Origin of the sequence: Gemmiger gallinarum, assembly GCF_014982805.1 — a bacterium.
GTDB classification, from domain to species: domain Bacteria; phylum Bacillota; class Clostridia; order Oscillospirales; family Ruminococcaceae; genus Gemmiger; species Gemmiger gallinarum.
In genome coordinates this window covers 599030-617816 of record NZ_JADCKC010000002.1, presented here as the reverse complement: position 1 = coordinate 617816, position 18787 = coordinate 599030, and the positions used below count along the sequence as shown (strand labels likewise).

The window sequence follows — 18787 nt, the reverse complement described above, 5'->3', positions numbered from 1 at the left end:
CGCCCCGGTGACCGTTTCGGTGACAGTTTTGTCACTTTCCCCGGGGAAAGGCCGGGGCAGGGGAAAACTCACACCACGGCGTTTGGCAGCGTCAGGGTAAAGCGGGCGCCGGGGCCGTGGTTTTCGGCGGTAATGCGCCCGCCCTGTTCCGTCACGATGGCCTGGGCCAGGGCAAGGCCGATGCCCGCGCTCTCGGGCCCGGCGGACTTGCCCCGGTAAAACCGCTCAAAGAGATGGGGCAGGTCGTCGGGGGCGATGCCGCCCCCCGTGTCCTCCACCGTGATGCGGCAGGCGAGAGGGTCGCGCTCGGCCCGCACCCTCAGCACGCCGCCCTTGGGCATCTGTTCCACGCAGTTTTTCAGGATATTTTGGAGGGCCTGCACCGTCCAGGCCTCGTCCCCCACCCAGCGGGCATCGGCGGGGCAGGTCACGTCGCACCGCACCCCCTGCAGCTCCATGGCGATGCCCAGGGGTTCCAGCGCCTTGCGGATGAGGTCGGACAGTTCCACCGGGGCCTTCTGCAGCGTCACCGCTCCGGCGTCGAGGCGGGACATTTTTAGAAGCGCCCCCACCAGCCAGCGGATGCGCTCCAGCTGCCGGGTGAGCCGGTCGAGAAAGTCCTTGCGCCGGTCACCGGGCAGGGTGGGATCGGCCAGAAGGTCGGTCATGACGAGAGCGCTGGTCAACGGCGTCTTGAGCTGGTGGGAAATGTCCCCCAGGGCGTCGGCCAGAAAGCCCTTGTCCCTTGCCAGCTGGTCGGCCTGCTCCTGCAGTGTTATGGTGATCTTGTACAGGTCGTTTTTGAGGACGCTCAGCTCCCCCTCGGTGTTGTCCCGGATGTCCAGCGCCCGCCCGCCGCCGTACACCCCCGAGAGATAGGCGCTCAGAGCGGCGATCTGCCGGTAGCGCCAGCGGGTAAAGACCCCGTATCCGGCGCAGAGCACCGCCCACAGCAGCAGGGCCAGCACCCCCGCGGCAGGGGAGAGGACAAAGCCGACGATCACCCCCAAGACTCCCACCCCCAGGCAGAAGGCGGCAAAAAGCAGGATTTCCCGGTTGCGCAGCATGGCTCACACCTCCAGACGATAGCCCAGCCCCCGCACCGTGGCGATGAGGGGCGGGCAGCCGGGGACTTCCAGCTTGTCCCGCAGCCGCTTGATGTAGACGGTGAGGGTGTTGTCGTTGACAAAGCTGCCTCCCTCGTCAAAGATGCCCTCCAGCAGTTGGCTCCGGGTCAGGGTCTGGCCGGGATGGGCCAGAAATGCCAGCAGCAGACGGTATTCCAGAGCGGAGAGAGCCACCGGGTCGCCGTTTCGGGTGACCTCGGCCTTTTTCAGGTCAATGCGGATGCCACCGGGCAGGGTGGACACGGCGGTGCCGCCTTTCCGGCGGAGCACCGCCCGGATGCGGCTTTGCAGCTCCCGGATGCGGAAGGGCTTGAAGACGTAGTCGTCGGCCCCCATGTCCAGCCCCATGACGGTGCTCAGCTCGTCGTCGTGGGCGGTGAGGAAGATGACGGCGGCATCCCCGGCGCGGCGGGCGGCCCGGCAGACATCGAAGCCGCTGCCGTCGGGCAGGCCCAGGTCGATGAGCAGCAAGGTGAAGCTGTGCTGTTTCAGGGCCTCCAGCGCGTCGGCCACGGTGGCGGCCAGGGTGAGGGCATAGCCCTCCTGTTCCAGGGCGTAGCGCAGGCCGCTGGCAATGGTGTCGTCGTCCTCCACCAGCAGGATCTCGGTCATGACGGTGCCTCCTTTTGTAGTCCGGGAGAAAGAAATGCTTCTGTTTTCAGCATACACAAAAAACGGCCGATTGCAAGGGGAGGACCAACGGCAAGGCGGTATATCGCATAATTTTTGTGGAAAGGCAGGGTAAAATTCTTCCGGATACAGCCCGGCGGCTTGCAATTTGTGCCAAGATGTTTTATCATATTTCTATCGTGTTGTAAGAATCACAGCCCGCAGGGCGGGCGGAAAGCAGGAGTTACCCAATGAGGATCGCGCTGATCGCACATGATTCCCGAAAGGAGCTGATGGCCCAGTTCTGCACGGCCTATATCCGCATCCTTTCGCAGAATGAGCTGGTGGCCACCGGCGTCACGGGCAAGATCGTCCACGACGCCTGCGGACTGAATGTGCGCTGCCTCTATCCCGGCGGCCGGGGCGGCGCCGAGCAGATCGCCTCCATGATCGCCTGCGGCGAGGTGGACATGCTGCTCTTCTTCCGCGACCCGGTAAGCGCCAAGCCCGGGGAGCCCAACGATGTCTCTCTCCTGCGCCTGTGCGACATGCACACCATCCCGGTGGCCACCAACATCGCCACCGCCGAGGTGCTCATCCACGGGCTGGAGCGCGGCGACCTGGCCTGGATCGAGCTTCAGCGGGGCCGCAAGGGCTGATCTGCCAACGGAATCTATAAAAAATATCCCCCGTTTTTGTGCTGTGTGCCAAAAACGGGGGATTTGTGTTTGCAAGAGGTTACGGGGTGGTCAGGGCATCAGTAGGGGTAGACGATGGCATGGCGCACCCGGTCGGAGGCCTCCTTGCCTGCCAGCTGTTCCGCCAGCTTGAGGGCAAAGGGGATGGCGGCGCCCAGGGCGCGGCCGGTGGTGATGTTGCCGTCCACCGTGACCTCGTCGCCGGTGTGGACGGCGCCGGTCAGGCCGTCATCCATGCCGGGGTAGACGGTGGCCTTGCGGCCTTCCAGCAGGCCGAAGCCGCCCAGTACCGTGGGGGCGGCGCAGATGGCAGCCACCCGCTTGCCGGCCGCGTTGCAGGCGTCGCAGACCCGGCGGACATCGGGGTCGGCGGCCAGATTGTTCACGCCGGGAATGCCGCCGGGCAGCACGCAGGCGTCGTAGTCGGCGGGGTCGATCTCAGCGGCCAGGGCGTCGGTGTTGATGCTGACCTTGTGGGAAGTGACCACCGTCTTGTCGCCGCCCACTGCGGCCACGGTGACCTCCACCCCTGCGCGGCGCAGGATGTCGACTACCAGCAGGGCCTCGCACTCCTCCGAGCCGGGCGCCAGAAAGACAACAGCTTTGGACATATGAAAAACCTCCTTGTCAGTGAGAAAGTGTACGGATGGACCGTGCGGCAAAACCGCAGCTTTATTGTAGCGCATCCCGCAGGGTTTGGCAATGCGGCTTGCATGCCGGGACCGGGAATGTTACAATTTAAGGCATTGAAGCGCGCAAAAAGGGGAAAACGGCGTCTTTCCGCACAGGGCGGGGACACCCCGGCCGCGCAGGAGGGGGATATCATGCAGAACTTCCGGGAATTTCTGCGCCGCAAGGACGTGATTTTGTCGGCGCACCGGTACGGCATCGACGCCATGGGCGCCATGGCCCAGGGCCTGTTTGCCAGCCTGCTCATCGGCACCATCATCAAGACGCTGGGCCAGCAGACCGGCGTGGAGTTTCTCGTCTCGGCGGGGGATTACGCCGCCGCGGTGGCGGGCCCTGCCATGGCGGCGTCCATCGGCTGGGCGCTGCACTGCCCGCCCCTGGTGCTGTTCAGCCTGATCGCGGTGGGCGGCGCCGCCAACACCCTGGGCGGAGCGGGCGGTCCTCTGGCCGTCTACTTTGTGGCCATCGTTGCCGCCGAGTGCGGCAAGCTGGTGAGCAGGGAGACCAAAATCGACATCCTCGTCACCCCCGCCGTGACGGTGCTGGTGGGCGTGGGCCTGTCGGTGCTGTGGGCTCCGGCCATCGGCGGGGCGGCCAGCGCAGTGGGCAGCGTCATCATGTGGGCCACCGAACTGCAGCCCCTGCTCATGGGCATTGTGGTGTCGGTTCTGGTGGGCATTGCCCTGACTCTGCCCATCTCCTCGGCAGCCATCTGCGCGGCCCTGGGCCTGACCGGGCTGGCCGGCGGCGCTGCGGTGGCGGGCTGCTGCGCCCAGATGATCGGCTTTGCCGTCATGAGCTACAAGGAAAACGGCGTGGGCGGCCTGGTCAGCCAGGGCCTGGGCACCAGCATGCTGCAAATGCCCAACATCCTTAAAAACCCCCGGGTCTGGATCCCTCCCACGCTGGCTTCGGCAGTGACGGGACCCGTGGCCACCTGCCTGTTCCGCCTTGAGATGAACGGCCCGGCGGTATCCTCCGGCATGGGCACCTGCGGCCTGGTGGGGCAGATCGGCGTCTACACCGGCTGGGCCGACGCCGTGGCCGCAGGCAGCAAGGCCGCCATCACCGGCTGGGACTGGGCCGGGCTGGTGCTCATCTGCTTTGTGCTGCCCGCCCTGCTCACCCCGCTCTTTGCCCTGCCCCTGCGCCGGTGGGGCTGGATCCGGGAGGGCGACCTCAAGCTGAGCTGAGGCCCCGCTCCCCTTTACAGCATACCCCGCAAAACCACAGAGAAAACGCCCGCCCGGCGCTGCATGGCCCGGGCGGGCGTTCTTTTGCTGTATGATGGTGTCAGTGTTTCTGGGAGGGGGCGGAAGGCTCGGCGACCTGCTTGACGGGGGCTTTGCTCTCGTCGGCAGGCAGGCTGAAGGTGAACCGGCACCACTTGCCTTCCTCGCTCTCCACCCGGATCTTGCCGCCGGACAGATTGATGAGCACCTTGCAGATGTGCAGTCCCAGTCCCGAGCCCCGGGCGTTGAGGCCGCGGGAGCGGTCCTCCTTATAGAAGCGGTCGAACACATAGGGCAGGGCGTCGGCGGAGATGCCCGCGCCGGTGTTCTCGATGGACAGCTCCACCATGCCCCCCGAGACGGTTACCCCGAAACGGATGACGCCCCCCGGCGGGGTGAACTTGATGGCGTTGTCCACAATGTTGTAGACCACCTGATGCACCAGGTCGGGGTCGGCGTAGACCATGGTGCGGGAAGGCGCCAGACCCTGAATGTCAATTTTGGCGTCCTCGATGCGCTGCTCGTCGGACAGGACCACGTCGGTGACGGTCTCCCACAGGTCGTAGCTGCGGGCGTGGACCTGATATTCCCCGGCCTCCAGCCGGGTGATGTCCAGCATGTTCTGGACCAGGCGCGCCAGACGCCCCGTCTCCTGGGAGACGATCTCCAGATATTTGGGGCGCTCTTCCTCGGGGATGGTGCCGTCCAGCATGCCGTCGATAAAGCCCTTGATGGTGGTCATGGGGGTGCGCAGCTCGTGGGCGATGTTGCCCATGAACTGCCCCCGGGAATTGTCGATGGTCTGCAGGCGGGCGGCCATGTTGTTGAAAGTCACCGCAAAATCCGCCAGCTCGCTGCAGCCGGTGACGGGAGCCCGGGCGGTGAAGTCACCGCTGCCCAGCTTGCGGGCGGCCTCGCTGATGGCCTCGATGGGTCCCGTGAACCGCCGGGCAAAGACAATGGACAGTACGCTGGCCACCAGCAGGGCCAGGGCCGCCGACAGCAGGAACATGTTGACCATGTCCCCCACATACCCGCCCAGGGCGCCCATGTCGTTGGCGGCAAAGATGTAACCCGCCGACCCGTTGGTGCTGATGGCCCGGCCCAGCACATAGTATTTGCGGCTGAACACCCCGTCCATGTCCCCGGTGACAAAAACTTCGCCCTCGGTGCGGATCTTGTCCAGCAGTTTGGCGGGCACCGGTGTGCCGGTGAGCACGTCGCCGCCGGTATGGATGAGAACGTTGCCCTCCTCGTCGGTGACGAAGAGCAGCGTCTTGGCGGCGGTGTTGAAGAGCTCCAGGCCCTTCTCCGCCCGGTCCCGCAGCGTCTCGTCCAGGATGGGTTCGGTGATGGTGCTGCCGTCCTCGGCCAGCACCTCGCTCATGGCGGCGGCGCCGTCCAGAATTCCGGTGAGGGCGCTGCGCCGCTCCCCGGAAAAGTATGCCACCGACAGGGCCGTCTGGCACAGGCAGACCACCCCAAGCCCCAGCAGCAGCACCGCCGCTACGCTGGAGAAAAACTCCCGGCTGATGGTTCTGGTGCTGCGCATTTATTCTTTCACCTCAAATTTGTAGCCCACGCCCCACACCGTCTTGAGCTGCCACTGGTCGGAGGCGTTTTCCAGTTTTTCCCGCAGACGCTTGACATGTACGTCGATGGTGCGGCTGTCGCCGTAATACTCAAAGCCCCAGACCTCGTCCAGCAGCTGGTCCCGGGTGTAGACCCGGTTGGGATGGCTGGCCAGGCAGGCCAGCAGCTCCAGCTCCTTGGGGGGAGCCTCCACCACCTTGCCCTTGACCTTAAGCTCATAGCGGTTCATGTCCAGATGCAGGTTGTCGAAATCGTAGACGCCCTTGTTCTCCTCGTCGTCGCTGACGGCGCAGCGGCGCAGCACCGCCTTGATGCGGGCGGTGACCTCCTTGGCGTCAAAGGGTTTTACAATGTAGTCGTCGGCGCCCAGCTCCAGGCCCAGCACCTTGTCGTAGGTCTCGCCCTTGGCGGTCAGCATGATGATGGGGGTCTTGTTGTTGGCGCGGATCTTGCGGCAGACCTCCCAGCCGTCCATGCCGGGCATCATCACGTCCAGCAGCACCATGTCCGGCTTGAGCTTTTCAAATTCGGCCAGGGCGGCGTTGCCGTCGTAGGCCAGGGTTACGGCATAGCCCTCCTTGACAAGGTAAAGCCGCAGAAGTTCACAGATATTTTTATCGTCGTCCACGACGAGGATCTTCTCGTTCGCCATTTTGCATCCTCCTCTATCCGATGGCAGATTCCACAAGCTACCCCCATTATACGGGGTAAATGTGGAAAAATAAAGAATAAACCGTTGCTTTTTTCTTGCGCGGCAAACAGGCGTCGGGTATAATGGTATACGGCGGCCTATGCCGCTGCGACAATAACAGGACTGCGGCGCCGCCCGGAAAAACTGTCCGGCCCGGCGTCAAGCATCGGATACAAAAGGAGAATGTCAGCATGAAATTAGGTATCGGCGTTCACACGCCGGATTCCATATCTCCATACTACTCCACAAACGCCGCTGAAGCCTGATATAGCGCGGTTTTACGCAAAACCAACCAAATTATAACTTCATATTTCTCTATGCAGTCCCACGCGGAAATGGCGTAAAAATGGCGTAGAGGAATCGGCTGTTTTGCAGATGAAAAGAGCACTACTACTTTTAGAAAACACAAGATGAGCACGGCCTATACAAATGGGTCGTGCCCATCTTTTTCATACGGTCAAATGGTTCCGTGCTTACTTGTCATCGCTATTGGCGGGATTCTGACGAAAATCTTCCTGAACGCCTTCGTTCAGATCAAAGCACATGGTTTTCGCGTCAGCAACCCAGAAACCGCGAACGCGGTACCTCTTGCCCGGAACCCAATCCTCGCCCGTGGCAGCACGGAGCGGTTCCAGCAAATTCTTGCTGGAAATCGTCACAACGCCCTTCTGTTCGCCCCGCGGCTTGGAGAACTTAAAGCCCTTCGTCTCGTTGCTCTTGCACATACGGATTGCAAACACCTTCGCCTTGGCATCCAGCAGGCACAGCACATAGGCGGGATAACCCAGATCCTCCAGCACCTTCTTGCTGAAGGTGACACCGCTCTGGTTGAGGTACATATCCGGGTAAGCGTTGATGTTGGAGTCAATCGTTTCAAAATTCAGAGAAGAAAAATCAAAGTTCATTGGTAAAATCCTTTCATTTCGTATTATCTTGTGTGTCATCGACAATTTTCATAAATTCCTGTCGTTCAGCAGGAGACCACCGGGAATCTAGAATCAAATACCCTTTGAACAGGCCATCTTTGACGCGGTGAGCGACAAATCGATTGCTCAGGAAACGCAGTTTCGCCTTATGGGGTGAAGTGTGCCGCTCAGACAGCAGCTTTTGCACTTTCAGCCAGTCCTCTTTTTTGATAATTGCTGTATGGTGATTTTCCTTGAAGTACATATTCAGGTCTGTATTTTTCACAGACTTGTGGGTGCGGAAATCCTTGGTATAGGTTTTCTGCATCAAGGCATCACCACAGTATTTTTCGTTTCGGAGGATGCTGCGGACGGTACCGGCAGACCAGCTATCATTGCCCATAGGGGATTTGATACCTTGTTCTGTCAGTGCAGCCGCAATCTCTGACGGAGTTGCCCCTTCCAAACAGCTCTCGTAAATGTACTCAACAATCCGTGCCTCGGTCGGCTCAATCACCAGACGGCCAAAGTGGTCGCGGTAGAATCCCAGAGTATTCTGTACAGAGAATTTGTAAATCCCCTCAGCCATTCGCCAGCGAATCCCCGCTTTGATGGCCTCGCTTTTCTGCTGGGACTCCATTTCTGCCAGCGCGGACAGAAGAACGATTAACAGATTGTTCTTTCCGTCGCCTGTGTAGGTGATGTGCTCCGTCTCAAATTCCACCGAGACAGGGGGATTCAGCGCCGATAGAATATTCAGATTGTCCAGTATATCCACAATATTCCGGCCAAAGCGGCTGATGCTCTTGGTAAGGATCAGATCAATTTTCCCGTCCACTGCATCGGCAATCATTTTTTGAAAACCAAGGCGCTTTTTGACGGTTGTGGCACTGATACCTTCGTCCTGATAGATTTCTACCAGCTCCCAGTCGGGGTTGCTTTCAATCCGCTGAGTAAAATGGCGGACCTGCATATCGAAACTGCCAACCTGTTCTTCTTCCTGTGTGCTGACGCGGCAGTACGCCGCAACACGCAGTTTGGGGCGCTCTTGCTGTACCTCCTGCATCTTTTTGGGAGGAATTACGATAACGCCGTTGCTGCGCTGATTTTCAGCAATTTCGTCCTGCATGAGCTTCCGCCGCTGTTCCCTGCGCTCGGCACGGCTGCTAAACTGACGGGCCGATTCTATCTTCTTGGGGTCAAGCGGCTTCGCCATATCCTGCCTCCATCGAATTTACAGATTTTTTCCCGTGCTGCATGGGTATGCCACCTCCTTTGCACGAATTTGTCTTTTCACCTGTATCGCCTCCCTGTGCATTTATTTATGACAAGCCCTGCGGGACAAGCCCCTACAGGGTAGTCACCATAAGAAAAAGGCAGCAGATTTCTCTGCTGCCCCATCAGAAAATATGAGATGCGGTTATCCACTTGTTATAGGGCTTCAACTGTCTCCACAAACTGCCCCATGCTCACTGCTCCGTGTGGCAGATTTTCCTCGTCCCGGAACACCATGTAATAGCGATACCGGTTCCCCGCCGCATTCCGCCAAGCCGCACCCAGCTCAATCTTCTCGCGGCTGTCGTCGTTTTTTAGGTGTTCGCCCTTGGTTTCTGCAAGGATGATCTTACCACTCTTGGTCATAATCATAATGTCTGGGTAGTGGTTGAAGTAGCCGTTGATGGCAAAGCCATGCCGGGCAATATTCCGGTGCCACCACAGTACATTGGGAATGGCTGTCAGACGCTTCACCAAGTCCTGTTCCAGCGCGTTCATGTCCTCCTCGGCCTCATAGAGCGATTTCCCGTAAATCGCCGTACTGCTTGTGGGGTGGATTGCCGACGGCAGACGATAGTGAGGTTCGCACACGATTTTGCCCCGGTCAAGCCATGTGAAGAAAGTCTCCTTGTAGTGCTGCTCCAACAGGCTCTCAATTTTGACGCGGATTTTTGCTGCAAAGCCAAGTGGGGCTTTTTCCATCGCGGCAAGCTGCTCCCGATCCATCCCATCCACAATGAGATTGACATAGGCGCGCAATTCGCCGCCATCCACCATGTTCAGCTTGTCCAACTGGTGAATCATCATGTCCTTGCACTGGCGCACCCGGCTCTCCGGCGGTAAGCTGCTGAAATACTCCTTGAAATACCGCTGGTCGGCAGCTTCCATCTGGTAAGCCCTCGGCACGCTGCGTCCGGTCTCCACATCGACTTTAACGATCTCATCGTCCGCTGCGGCAAAATCAATGTCGTATGCCTTGCCTTTCAGGGTGAAGCCGTCTGCAAGCATTTCCTTGCTCAACAGCACCTTATCCCCATCGGTAAACAGGGACTGCGGGATCACTTGGAAAAATTGTGGGATCAGCAGGCCGTCCACGCTTTCCTGATATTGAGGGATGATGTGGAATGTGTTCACCTTGTCGCGTACCTCCCACGGCAGAGCGGCTGCAAACGGGTCGTTGTCCGCGCCCTGCACCGCCTGATTGTATGCGTCGCCCGCCTGCTGGGCCTCAGCAAGCATACTGTCCGCTTTCGGGGCGGATTCCGGCGAATTTTCGCTCTCTCTGCGCCGTTGCAGCTCTGCCCCGATGGATTTCCCGTCCAGCCCAGCAAAATCCTCCTGTGGGGCTTCTGGCTCAATAATCGGAAGCTGTTCCGGCACAGGAGCGGGTTTAACCGGTTCTACCGGCTCGGCAAGGCGGTAATCCCTGTCGCTGAAACCGGCGCTGTTCAGTCCTCGGATGATCTGCTGCACTGCATCGTTGAAATCGTTGGAGGAAGTCAGCACATAGGACATATTCAGGGCCTTTGCCCTGTGCTCGGCGGTGTAGGGCAGGCGCAGAATGCGCCCTAAAATCTGCTCCACATCCACCTGACTGGTTTTGTTGGCAAGGGAAGCCAGAATATAGGCGAACGGGCAGTCCCAGCCTTCTTTCAGGGCGTTTACCGTGATGATGTACCGAACCGGGCAATCTGAGGACAGCAAGTCTACATTTTTCAGCTCGTTCACATCGGCGGTACGTATGGCAATGTGTTCGGCGGGAATCCCGGTGTTCACCAGCTCCGTCCGCAGTTTTTCAAAAGTGGTCGCGTCCTCCTTGCCCTTCGGCTGGGCCTGAAACAGGGCAATGGGGCGGATGTACTTTCCGCCATTCTGATAGGGTATCACCTGGTTTACTTCTGGAGCACAAAGGCCTCGAAGGGGCGCATGGTCACGGCGCCGTCGGGGGCGCTGCCGGGGTAATTGTCGATCAGGCACCGGACCCCGGCAAAGTCGGCGGGAATGGCAAAGGCCGCTTCCTGATCCGAGAAATTGCAGGCAATCAGGTAGTCCTCGCCGGTCTCGGCCAGGGTGCGCCGGTAGGCGAAAAGCTGGGGATCCGCCTCCGCTAGCAGCTGGAAGGAGCCGTACACCAGCCCCAGATGGGCTTTGCGCAGGGCGATCATCTTCTTGTAGTAGTTGAGCACCGAGTCCGGGTCTTTGACCTCGGCGGCGGCGTTGATGGCGGTGTAGTTGGGGTTCACCTGGATCCAGGGGGTACCGGCGGTGAAGCCGGCGTTGGGAGAGTCGTCCCACTGCACCGGGGTGCGGGCGTTGTCCCGGCTGCGCAGGGCCAGGCACGCCATCATTTCGTCTGCAGAAATCAAGCCTGCGCCGGTCAGCTCCTTGAAGGCGTTGAGACTTTCGATATCCCGGTACTGGCTGAGATCTTTGAAATAGGCGTTGGTCATCCCCAGTTCATCGCCCTCATAGATGTAGGGAGTACCCTGCAGGCTCAGCAGGCAGGTAGCCAGCATCTTGGCGGAGAGGGGCGAGTCATCGCCCCAGCGGGATGCAGCCCGGGGCTGATCGTGATTGCCCCAGAACAGGCTGTTCCAGGCTTTGCCGTCCAGGCCAGTCTGCCAGTGACTGAGAATTTTCTTGAGCTGCATAAAGTCGTAGCGCTTGGTGGTCCACTTGCCCAGGGGCCCGTCCCCAATGCCGACGTGCTCAAACTGGAAGACCATGTTCAGCTCCTTGCCGTCCAGCCCCGCATACTGGGGGGCGTTTTCCACCGTGGCGCCGGGGGTCTCGCCCACCGTCATGATGTCGTATTTCGAGAGAACCCGCCGGTTCATCTCCTGCAAAAATTCATGGATGCGGGGCCCATTGACATAGTAGGGACCGCCATTGCCATACAGTCCGTGTTTCTCGCCATCCGGAAAGCGCTGGTCCTTGGAAATCTGACTGATGACGTCCATCCGGAACCCGTCGATGCCCTTGTCAAACCACCAGGTCATCATGTTGAACACTTCGTCCCGGACTTTGGGGTTCTCCCAGTTCAGGTCGGGCTGCTTGGGGGAGAACAGGTGCAAGTAATACATATCGGTCTGGGGGTCGTATTTCCAGGCCGAGCCGCCGAAGCAAGCGCCCCAGTTGTTGGGCTCGTGGCCGTCTTTGCCCGGCTTCCAGATATAGTAGTCTCGGTAGGGGTTATCCACCGACTTGCGGCTCTCGATGAACCAGGGGTGCTCGTCCGAGGTGTGGTTCACCACCAAATCCATCACAATCCGGATGCCCCGCTGATGGGCCTCGGCCAGCAGGGTGTCGAAGTCCTCCATGGTGCCAAACCGGGGGTTGATGGCCCGGTAGTTGGAGATGTCGTAGCCGTTGTCATCCATGGGGGAGTCCATGATGGGGCACAGCCACAGCACATTGACCCCCAGGTCCTTCAGATAGTCCAGCCGGGAGCGGATGCCGTTCAGGTCCCCGATGCCGTCCCCGTCCGAGTCCTGGAAGCTGCTGGGGTAGATTTGGTATACGATGCTTTCTTTCCACCATTTGCGGTCCAAGGCAATGCCTCCTTATTCTGCGGGGATGGTGACCCCGTCGTCGTCGTAGCGGTCATAGCTGGCCCCGGGCCAGCCGATCATCCGGATGGTGGCGGGGTCGATTTCGGCCACCGTCTGGGCGGCGTCCGCCACCGGGATGCAGGCGCCCTTGCGGATGAAGAGGGGCACCTCGTTGAGGGCCACCTTCACAAAGTGGGTGCCGGCGGGCAGCACTTCCTGTGTGATACTGCCCTCGGGGCCGAACTTGACAAACAGCATCTCCTCGGGCAGATAGACCATCCGTCCGGTGGCGTTCTGGGTGTAGACCGGGGCGATCATCACCTGGTCGCCCAGCATCAGCTGGTCCTCGGTCTGGACGGCGATTTCGTCCTCGGGGTAGACAAAGGCCAGGGGCCTGAACATCATATCGTTGTGGAGGGCTGCCTTCATGTATTCGCTGTAGAGATAGGGGATCAGCCGGTAGCGGGTATCGATGACGCTGCGGAAATCCTCGGGGCCTTCAAACTGGTAGAACTCCTGCCGGCGGGTGTCGCTGCCCGAGTGGTTCCGCATCAGCGGGGTAAACACCCCCAGCGCCAGCCACCGCAGCAGCAGATCCCGGCTGGTGTCGGCGTTGAAGCCGCCCAGGTCGGCTCCCACATACAGGAAACCGCACATATTGAGGGAGGGCAGCATCTTGAGGTTCAGCAGCAGGTGGCTCCACCAGGAGTGGTTGTCGCCGGTCCAGATGCCGCCGTACCGGTGCATCCCGATGCAGGAAGACCGGGAGAACAGCAGAAACCGTTTGCCCGGGGCAATGCTGGCCAGCCCCTCCGAGGCGGCCCGGGTCATGTTGTAGCCGTAGAGGTTGTGGACCTGGTCGTGGCGGACCATTTTGCCGTCCACCTTGTGATAAAAGCAGGCGTAGTCTTCCGGCGCATTGGACAGATTGAGCCAGCCGATGGCCTGGCCAAACTGATCGATGGTGCCGTCTTCATGGGGAACCGGCGGATGATCCAGCCGCTCGGCCAGCCCCTCCCGGGAGTAGAAGATGGCGGGCTCGTTCATGTCGTTCCAGAAGCCCTCGATGCCGCAGTCGGTCAGAGCCTTGTACTGGCTGCCGAACCAGGCCCGGGCCTCGGGGTTCAGCACGTCGGGGAAGTGGCTCCACCCCGGCCAGACGGTTCCCTCAAAATCGGTTCCGTCGGCCCGCTTGCAGAAGTAGCCCTTTTCCTTGCCCTCGTCGCAGACCGAATAGCCTGCTTCCTCCTTGACGCCGGCGTCGATGATGGGCACCAGCCGGACGCCCTGCTCTTTCATCTTGGATACAAAGCCGGAAAAATCGGGGAAATCCTCCGGGTTCACCGTGAAGTCCTTGAAGTGGTCCATGTAGTCGATGTCCATGTACACCATGTCCAGGGGAATGTGGGCCTGGCGGTGTTTGGCAACCACCTCTTCAAAGTCGGCTCGGGTCTTGTAGCCGTAGCGGCTCTGGCCGAAGCCGAAGGCGAACTTGGGCGGGATGTAGCTGCGGCCGATGATGGCCCGGAACTGCTTGGCCACATCGCAGGCGCTGTCGCCGGTGATGACGTAAAGGGCCAGGTCGGCCCGCTCACAGGTGACTTCCAGCCAATCCCTGCGGGTGAAGCCGATGTCAAACCGAATCCGGGCGGGATAGTCGAAGAACAGCCCCAGATTCTGCTGGCCCGAGATCACGATGAAGTTGTGGGCGGCGTACATTCGCTGCTTGTTTTCGGTGTGGAGGCCGTCGTCCACATTGTCGCTGACGTAGACAAAGCCCCGCTTGTTGATGCCGCGGTTGGCTTCGCCCAGGCCGTAGACCCGGTCGCCCTCCGCCAGGGGGCAGGCAAAGCAGAAGCCGGTCTCGCTGGTTTTGACCGTTCCCACAGGGGGGTCGCCCTGGCTTGCAGGGATTGGTGCGACCACCGATTCGGTGTCAAAGGGGACACCATAGAGATACTTTTGAATCATACCGTTCTCCCAAATAAAAGTGACTGAGTGGTTGTTTTGTCAGACAGAGCGCCCCGTCTCCAGAGCGCTCTGAAAGAATATAAATTAGCCCTTAACCGAGCCCACCACAATGCCGGAAACGAAGTACCGCTGCAGCAGGGGATAGATCAGCAGCAGCGGGATAACTGCAACAACGATCTTGGCTGCATTGAGGTTGGTGTTGCCCAGGGCGGCAGAATCCACCACGGCAGACAGATTGCCCTGCTTGATCAGATCTTCCACGTTGATCTGCAGACTCTGGATATAGGTCATCAGAGGATAATAGGTGGCTTTGGACATGTAGATCAGACCGCTGTAGAAGTCGTTCCAGCTGCCCACAATGCTGAACAGGGATACGGTGGCCAGAACCGGCTTGGAAATGGGGATGAAGATCTTGGTCAGAACCTGGAGCGGGTTGGCGCCGTCAATGAAGGCGGCTTCCTCAAGCTCTTTGGGAACGGCAGCAAAGAAGTTCATCACCAGGATGACATTGAAGATGGGCACGGCTCCCGGCAAAACCAGGGCCCAGACGGTATTGAGCAGGCCGTAGGATTTGACAACCAGGAAGGTGGGGATCATGCCGCCGTTGAAAAGCATGGCAAAAATCATCAGGTTTGCATAGATGTTGCGGCCCCGGAACTGTGCGTTGGTTTTGGAGAGGGGATAAGCCATCAGTACGATCAGCACAAAGTTGATGATCAGGGCCAGCACAACCCGCTCCACCGAGATCAGGAAGGAGTGCCAGAACTGGGAGTCCTCCAGGATCTTCTCATAGGCTGCGGTGCTGAATCCCACCGGGATCAGCCCTACCATGTTGCCTTCCACTGCTGCAGAGGAGGAGAAGGAGATGGCAACAATGTTCAGCAGCGGCAGCAGACAGACTATACTCAATGTGGGCGGCATAGGCAAACTGCTTGCGGTACTTTTCCCACATGGCTTTGAGTTCCCGGCTGGTTTCAATGTTGCGCAGAATGGCGGGCACATCCGCAATCTGCCGGGCGGTGCCGCGATGGGCTGCGGTGGCGTTCAACGCTTCGGTAAACACAGCCTTATCAAATTTCTGTGTGGTTGCCAGTATGTACGCATCGTAAAAATCTCTGGGGCGGGTGTTGAACACGCCGCGCCGAAGGATGGTCTCCACCTTTTCCGCCATAACGGTTTCGATGTTGTATGCCCACAGTTCGTAGGACTTCTCATCATCGAAAATTTCAGAAAACAGGTACTGCACCGCATGGGGCGTGATAGCATCCCCGGTGGGAGACATCGATGCTCAGCGGGGTAATCAGCGTATCAAAATGGGCGTTCAGCATCACACGGTAGCCGCCGTAGATGTCATCCTCCCGGATGGGAGAAATTTTACCAACCTCAAAGGTCACGCCGTCATCAAAGGGCACGGCGGCCACCTGTTCCAATGCGCTGCGGATGGTCTCCGGGGTCAGGGGCAGGTTTTTCAGCGTGGTGTCCAAATCCATCGTCGCCCGGTTGTCCAGCCCTACGATGGCCGCTACCAGCATTCCGCCCTTCAGCACAAACTTGTCTTTATATGTGGAGGCCGCAAGGCGGACAAGAAGCCGCTCGAACATATAGTTCTGCAAAATGACCTGCGCCGGAATATTTTTTTGCTTGGCGATGTTGCGGATTTTCGCTTTCAGGCTCATGGCATTGCTCACAGTAGCACCTCCAAATATTGGCGCAGTACGCCCGATACCCGCATCTGACGGGCGTACTCATCCAGCCGGTTCAAGTCCTTCTTCGGGCTGGCGGCGTACTGTTTCAGCGCCGATAAAAATGTCTCTGTCCCGATCTTGTTGCGGCTGCGGATCACATCACAGATGGTGCGCTCCAAATCGTAGCAGGGAACAGGATTCCCGGCGGGGGTTTGCAGCATTGTTTTGCCCAGCTCGAACAGCTCCGGTTTGATGTAGTACACCTTGCACTCCGCTTTGATGGCCGCAGACGGGATGCAGCCGGAGGGCGCGGTTACGGTGTGCTCAAAGGGTGTCCGGTCGGAAATCCCGTGAAGGAACAGCGCCGTCTCATGGGAAAAAATAATCTTTCCAGACCGGCGGCTAATGGACAGCAACTCGTCCTGCATATCTTCCGGGAGCACATACTGCCCCTTGACTATACGGTGAATCTTTTCCGCCTTGCACAGCTTGTAGAGCATCGCTTTGGAAATGCCGCGCTGCGCCGCTGTTTTCGTTTCGATGATACCGCCGTTTTTATTTGCAATCGCAGCAAGTTCTGTCATATAGTCCATCCGCTCACCTCGCAGCAACAATCTGATAATAGTATATCTAAAATCACGATGATAGTCAACATCTGCATTGACAACATGAAGATAAAATCAGAGCTGATATTATGATGCAAGTCAATTTTTCTTGCGAATTAGCAGGGGTTTGGGTGCTCCCAACAAGAACCAATGAGCAGACTGGCCGACAGGCCGGAACGCTCATTTCGCCGCTGTGTACGGACAGCGGCTGTGCTTGCTGTTCTCTGAAATCTCATATCCGCAGAACATGATGCTTCCGCTTTTTCCAAAGCCGGGAGCATTTTATTTTCACTTTTTCAGGCAGACCCCTGTTTTTCTCGGAGAAAATGTCCGTTGTAAATTGAGAGGGATTGCTTTATGGCGTGAAAAATTTTATTCCCGCCTTACCCGCTAATCTGCGAATAAAATGTCCGTTGTAAAGTGAGAGAGAAATTTTTTCTGAGCAGGTACCAAGTTTTTGTTCGAAACTGTCCGTTGAAATATGAGAGGGAATATTTTTTCGGGTGTCCCCCCAATCCGTAAAAATATGTCCGTTGTAGTTTGAAGGAGGCGAATATCCAATGGCTGAACGAACAAGGCCGATCCGCATCGAGTTCTGTGTCACCGAGCAGGAGCGGCGGCTCATCCAAAGCAAGATGGCGCAGCTCGGTACCAAAAACATGGGCGCATATCTTCGCAAGATGGCGATTGACGGTTACATCATCAAAGTGGACTATGCTGCGTTCTCCAAACTGCCCGTTCGTGCTTTTTGTGGGCAGCAAAAAATTGGTGAAGCGCAAGGAGTTTGAACAGTACATCAGTCAGGCTCTCGTGATCTGACATTGCATTTGAAAAATTCGCGGAGAAGCCTTGAGGAAAAGAGCACCATGCGCTATACTATATAGTGTAGTAGTGTGCTCTTTTCTTCTCTGCGGGAAAGGAGCTCGTCCATGGGAAAGAATCTCAAGGGAAAAGACTGCGGTAAGGGTATCTACCAAAGAAAGGACGGATTGTATAGCGCACGATTTGTTGATAGAGCCGGGAAGCGGCATGAGAAGTATTTTCAGACGCTGCCCGAGGCGCGAAACTGGATTGAGGACGCAAAGTACGCCGATAAGCACGATGATGTATTTGTGGCTACCGATACGACGGTTGATGAGTGGTTCAATTTCTGGATTGAAAATATTGTCGGGGATCTGGCTCCCAACACGCTCAGAAATTACCGGGAACGCTACGTCCGCAATATTCAGCCGGTAATGGGGAAAATGCTGATCGCCAATGTAAAACCGATGCACTGCAAAAAGGTGTTCATCCAGATGGATGCGGATTACGCAGGTTCCACCATTCGTCAGGCATACATTACGATGGGGACAATGTTTAAGGCGGCGAAGATGAACGACCTGATTGCAAAGCACCCCATGGATGGCGTTCGGTTTTCAAAGCCCGTTCGCGCTGTGGATGATATTCACTATCTGACGCGGGAGGAACAGCGCCTCTTTCTCGAAACCGCACGGCGCTCCCACAATTACAACCGGTATGCGCTCATCCTCGAAACGGGATTGCGCACCGGGGAAATGATTGGCTTAACATGGGATGCCATCGACTTTGAGCGCCGGACGCTTACGGTAAACAAGACCTTGGAGTTTCATCACGCGCAGAAAGTTTGGCGTGCCGGTCCTCCCAAAACTCAGCAGAGCTATCGCACCATTCCTCTGACGGATAAGGCGTATGACATTCTGAAAGAGGTGTGGGATAGCCGGAGCGGCAGGAAAGAATCCCCGCTGCTGTCGCAAACGCTGGAATATATGGACAGGCGCACCGGCGTTACTTCCCGGCTTGTGATGCGTGATCTGGTCTTTATCAACTGGCGCACAGGGAAACCGGCAAAAAACAGTTCCTATGATACCCACCTCTATAAGCTTTGCGATGAAGCGGGGATCAACCGTTTTTGTATGCACGCGCTGCGCCACACCTATGCAACCCGTGCGATTGAAAGCGGAATGCAGCCGAAAGTGCTGCAAAAGCTGCTGGGACACGCCAGCATCAAAACCACAATGGATCGGTATGTCCATGTGACCGATGAAACACTGGATCAGGCGGTCAAGCAATTTCAGCGCAGTAGCGTATGTTGATATAACTTCATACAAGTCGATGCGCAAATGGCGTAAAAATGGCG

Annotated in this window: 16 protein-coding genes and 2 pseudogenes; 5 read left to right on the top strand and 13 right to left on the bottom strand. The window is 58.3% G+C overall.

Annotation, left to right across the window (positions count from 1 at the left end):
* Nucleotides 1-68 precede the first annotated feature (68 nt).
* Together INF35_RS08460 and INF35_RS08455 are read right to left on the bottom strand one after the other, a co-directional pair.
* Complete coding sequence (locus INF35_RS08460) at nucleotides 69-1067, bottom strand: sensor histidine kinase (protein WP_193501465.1); 999 nt, start codon at nucleotides 1065-1067, stop codon at nucleotides 69-71.
* A 3-nt stretch (nucleotides 1068-1070) separates the two neighbouring features.
* Nucleotides 1071-1739: a response regulator transcription factor gene (locus INF35_RS08455; protein WP_193501463.1), complete on the bottom strand. Its 669-nt coding sequence runs from the start codon at nucleotides 1737-1739 to the stop codon at nucleotides 1071-1073.
* A 248-nt stretch (nucleotides 1740-1987) separates the two neighbouring features.
* Here INF35_RS08455 and INF35_RS08450 point away from each other — a divergent pair, with 248 nt between their 5' ends.
* A complete protein-coding gene (locus tag INF35_RS08450; RefSeq protein WP_193501461.1) occupies nucleotides 1988-2395 on the top strand; it encodes a methylglyoxal synthase in 408 nt (135 codons plus the stop codon).
* 98 nt (nucleotides 2396-2493) lie between these two features.
* Here the strand turns inward: INF35_RS08450 and INF35_RS08445 are convergent, their stop codons facing one another.
* Nucleotides 2494-3045: a DJ-1 family glyoxalase III gene (locus INF35_RS08445; RefSeq protein WP_193501459.1), complete on the bottom strand. Its 552-nt coding sequence runs from the start codon at nucleotides 3043-3045 to the stop codon at nucleotides 2494-2496.
* A 213-nt stretch (nucleotides 3046-3258) separates the two neighbouring features.
* Between INF35_RS08445 and INF35_RS08440 the strand changes: the two genes are divergently transcribed.
* A complete protein-coding gene (locus INF35_RS08440; protein ID WP_193501457.1) occupies nucleotides 3259-4317 on the top strand; it encodes a PTS transporter subunit IIC in 1059 nt (352 codons plus the stop codon).
* Nucleotides 4318-4417: 100 nt separating this feature from the next.
* On the opposite strand, the gene INF35_RS08435 is transcribed toward INF35_RS08440, so the two are convergent.
* The 10 genes and pseudogenes from INF35_RS08435 to INF35_RS08390 form a co-directional block, all read right to left on the bottom strand.
* Nucleotides 4418-5908, bottom strand: a complete 1491-nt coding sequence (locus tag INF35_RS08435) for a HAMP domain-containing sensor histidine kinase (RefSeq protein ID WP_193501455.1) — start codon at nucleotides 5906-5908, stop codon at nucleotides 4418-4420.
* A complete protein-coding gene (locus INF35_RS08430; RefSeq protein WP_193501453.1) occupies nucleotides 5909-6601 on the bottom strand; it encodes a response regulator transcription factor in 693 nt (230 codons plus the stop codon). It abuts the gene before it with no gap.
* A gap of 512 nt (nucleotides 6602-7113) precedes the next feature.
* On the bottom strand, nucleotides 7114-7545 hold the full coding sequence (locus tag INF35_RS08425; RefSeq protein ID WP_193501451.1) for a hypothetical protein: 432 nt from the start codon (nucleotides 7543-7545) through the stop codon (nucleotides 7114-7116).
* Nucleotides 7546-7558: 13 nt separating this feature from the next.
* Nucleotides 7559-8761 carry a recombinase family protein gene (locus INF35_RS08420; protein WP_193501449.1) on the bottom strand — a complete coding sequence of 401 codons (1203 nt, stop codon included), beginning with the start codon at nucleotides 8759-8761 and terminating at the stop codon, nucleotides 7559-7561.
* 215 nt (nucleotides 8762-8976) lie between these two features.
* The gene (locus tag INF35_RS08415) at nucleotides 8977-10707 is read right to left on the bottom strand and encodes a DEAD/DEAH box helicase (protein ID WP_193501447.1); all 1731 of its coding nucleotides are present in this window, start codon (nucleotides 10705-10707) and stop codon (nucleotides 8977-8979) included.
* A 5-nt stretch (nucleotides 10708-10712) separates the two neighbouring features.
* Nucleotides 10713-12371, bottom strand: coding sequence for a glycoside hydrolase family 13 protein (locus INF35_RS08410; RefSeq protein WP_193501445.1), 1659 nt, complete (start codon nucleotides 12369-12371; stop codon nucleotides 10713-10715).
* Between the two features lie 12 nt (nucleotides 12372-12383).
* Nucleotides 12384-14342 (bottom strand): glycoside hydrolase family 31 protein, encoded by a 1959-nt coding sequence (locus INF35_RS08405; RefSeq protein ID WP_193501443.1) that lies wholly within the window; start codon nucleotides 14340-14342, stop codon nucleotides 12384-12386.
* 84 nt (nucleotides 14343-14426) lie between these two features.
* A complete protein-coding gene (locus INF35_RS08400; RefSeq protein ID WP_235983164.1) occupies nucleotides 14427-15173 on the bottom strand; it encodes a carbohydrate ABC transporter permease in 747 nt (248 codons plus the stop codon).
* Nucleotides 15130-15874: pseudogene (locus INF35_RS14055) on the bottom strand (nucleotidyl transferase AbiEii/AbiGii toxin family protein). The gene INF35_RS08400 and the pseudogene INF35_RS14055 overlap by 44 nt, the downstream one beginning before the upstream one ends.
* A gap of 152 nt (nucleotides 15875-16026) precedes the next feature.
* Nucleotides 16027-16620 carry a type IV toxin-antitoxin system AbiEi family antitoxin domain-containing protein gene (locus tag INF35_RS08390; RefSeq protein WP_148318940.1) on the bottom strand — a complete coding sequence of 198 codons (594 nt, stop codon included), beginning with the start codon at nucleotides 16618-16620 and terminating at the stop codon, nucleotides 16027-16029.
* Between the two features lie 572 nt (nucleotides 16621-17192).
* Between INF35_RS08390 and INF35_RS08385 the strand changes: the two are divergent.
* The 3 genes and pseudogenes from INF35_RS08385 to INF35_RS08375 form a co-directional block, all read left to right on the top strand.
* Nucleotides 17193-17366: pseudogene (locus INF35_RS08385) on the top strand (plasmid mobilization protein); the annotation flags it as partial.
* A complete protein-coding gene (locus tag INF35_RS08380; protein WP_193501439.1) occupies nucleotides 17347-17451 on the top strand; it encodes an excisionase in 105 nt (34 codons plus the stop codon). The pseudogene INF35_RS08385 and the gene INF35_RS08380, both read left to right, overlap by 20 nt.
* A 110-nt stretch (nucleotides 17452-17561) precedes the next feature.
* A complete protein-coding gene (locus INF35_RS08375; protein ID WP_193501437.1) occupies nucleotides 17562-18743 on the top strand; it encodes a tyrosine-type recombinase/integrase in 1182 nt (393 codons plus the stop codon).
* Nucleotides 18744-18787 lie beyond the last annotated feature (44 nt).